Consider the following 2,382-nt stretch of genomic DNA (forward strand, 5'->3'; position numbering starts at 1 on the left):
CCAACTGCGTGCTCAACCTCGTGCGCGAAGACCACAAGCGCCAGATGTTCGCCGAGATGCACCGCGTTTTGAAGCGCGGCGGCCGCGTGGCGATTTCCGACATCGTCAGCGACGAGATCGTGCCCGAACACCTGCGCGCCGATCCCGATCTCTGGAGCGGCTGCATCTCCGGCGCATTCCAGGAACGCGAGTTCGTCCGCGCCTTCGAGGAAGCGGGTTTCTACGGCATCTCCATCGCCAAGCGCGACCAGCAGCCCTGGCAAACCGTGGAGGGAATCGAGTTTCGCTCCGTCACGGTGATCGCCTACAAGGGCAAGGAAGGCGAGTGCCTCGAGGCCAACCAGGCCGTGATCTACAACGGCCCTTTCCGCGAAGTGAGCGACGACGACGGCCACCGCTACGTGCGCGGCGAGCTGGTTGCCGTGTGCGAAAAGACCTTCAACATCCTCACCCACGATCCCTACGGCGGCTACTTCACCGCCATTGAGCCGCGCGAACCGGTCACCGAAAAAGAGAAGGCCCCGTTCCTGTGCAAGGGCTACGTGCTGCGCGATCCGCGCCAGCTCAAGGGCGCCGACTACAAGCTCACTACCGAGAACGCAGGCGCCTGCTGCGCACCCTCCGGTGATTCGGGCGGTGGGAGCGAAGGGAGCTGCTGCTGATGCCGGCCACCCAGCCCATTCAAGACATTGCGGTAGAGCCCTTTGCTGCGCGCGCCCGGCGCGAGTGCGGCGGCCCGCTGCGGCGCGGCGCGTTGGAGACGCTGCAGATCAACCTGGGCAAACTCTGCAACCAGACCTGCGCCCACTGCCACGTGGATGCGGGCCCGAACCGCACGGAAGTGATGACGCGCGAAACGGTCGATGCCTGCCTGGCGTTGCTCGACCGCGTGGGCGCAACGACGGTGGATCTTACCGGCGGCGCGCCCGAGCTCAATCCGAACTTTCGCTACCTGGTTGAGGAGTGCACCCGTCGCGGCGTGCGCGTCATGGACCGCTGCAACCTGACCGTACTCTTCGAGCCCGGGCAGGAAGGGCTCGCAGAGTTCCTGGCCCGGCACAAGGTCGAGATCGTCAGTTCGCTGCCCTGTTACAGCGAGGACAACGTCGACAAGCAGCGCGGCCGCGGCGTGTTCGAGAAATCCATCCTCGCCCTGCAAAAGCTCAACGCCCTGGGTTACGGACGGGAAGGCTCGGGGCTCATTTTGAACCTGGTCTACAACCCGGTCGGCGCCCATCTGCCGCCGCCGCAGGTGAAGCTGCGCGCCGACTACCGCCGCGAGCTCAGCGAGCACTTCGACATCGTCTTCAACGACCTGTTCACCATCACCAACATGCCCATTGCGCGCTACGCCCGCTTTCTCGAAGTTACCGGGGAGCTCGGCGCCTACATGGAGCTGCTGGCGGCGTCCTTCAATCCCGCCAACGCGGCCGGCCTGATGTGCCGGAGCACCCTGAGCGTGGGTTGGGACGGGCGACTCTACGACTGCGACTTCAACCAGATGCTGGAGATCCCCGCCGCCGGCGCGCGCGCCGTGCAGGACCTGGCCGAGGACCCCGAGGGCGCCGAGATCGCGGTGGCCGATCATTGCTACGGGTGTACTGCCGGAGCGGGCAGTTCCTGCGGGGGCGCCCTTTCCTAGCCCCCTGCGAAAGGCTATGGAGAGTTGCAAGGCCCCTGCCCGGCTCCTACCCTGAGCCGGGCACAGCCGTAGCGGAGCAACGCCCCTGATGAGCAACGAGTCGCCGACTGCCAATTTTTCCAGCCTGGTGAAGAGCTGCACGCTCGCCATCGGCGGCGTCAACGGCGTTCTGTATTCGCTGCACGTCGAGTCGAAGACCCAGACCCTCGTTCCCGAGGCGTGCTGGGGCCCCGATACCAATACCCTGATCAACACGCCCATCGACCTGCTGGCCCCGCCCGAGCGCATTGCACCGGGCGAGCCGCCCATTGTGATCGCCGGCGATGCGGCCTTTGTCGATTCGCCCACGCCCGAGCTGCTCGGCGTGTTGCAGAAGGGCCGCGCGCTGCTCTGCTCTTTTGAGGGCGAGCGCTGCACCCACGTCCTCGGCATCTATGGCCACCACGGCGATCATCCCATCGACGAAGAGCGCGTGGCGGCAACGACGCACCTGCTGGCCGACGCGATCAACGGCAGCTCAGCCAAGGAACTGCGCCAGCGCCAGGACTCCGAGGTCGAGTTCCTCGCGGGCCTCGGACATGAGCTCAAGACCCCCCTCAACGCGATCATCGGTTTCGCCTCGCTGCTCGAGCGCCAGATTCGCGACGAGGAACTTCTGGAAGAAGTCGAGATGATCACCATGAGCTCGCAGAAGCTGCTGGCGCTCATCGACGACCTCATCGATTCCTACAAGATCCAGG

General features: G+C 65.4%; 3 protein-coding genes. All 3 read left to right on the plus strand.

Features of this window, described 5'->3' with window-relative positions; translation table 11 throughout:
- Positions 1–662: methyltransferase (locus tag KDH09_12480; GenBank protein MCB0220507.1), on the plus strand; the 662-nt coding region annotated here is incomplete at its 5' end.
- Positions 662–1,642, plus strand: coding sequence for an arsenosugar biosynthesis radical SAM protein ArsS (gene arsS, locus KDH09_12485; GenBank protein MCB0220508.1), 981 nt, complete (start codon positions 662–664; stop codon positions 1,640–1,642). The genes KDH09_12480 and arsS, both read left to right, overlap by 1 nt.
- Before the next feature lie 88 nt (positions 1,643–1,730).
- Positions 1,731–2,382, plus strand: a 652-nt coding sequence (locus KDH09_12490) for a hypothetical protein (protein ID MCB0220509.1), incomplete at its 3' end; no start/stop codon positions are given.

This window comes from Chrysiogenia bacterium, from assembly GCA_020434085.1.
GTDB lineage: Bacteria > JAGRBM01 > JAGRBM01 > JAGRBM01 > JAGRBM01 > JAGRBM01.

Excerpts from the sequence above, each read along its gene's own strand:
- arsS (MCB0220508.1), top strand. The coding sequence starts at position 662 with ATGCCGGCCACCCAGCCCATTCAAGACATTGCGGTAGAGCCCTTTGCT.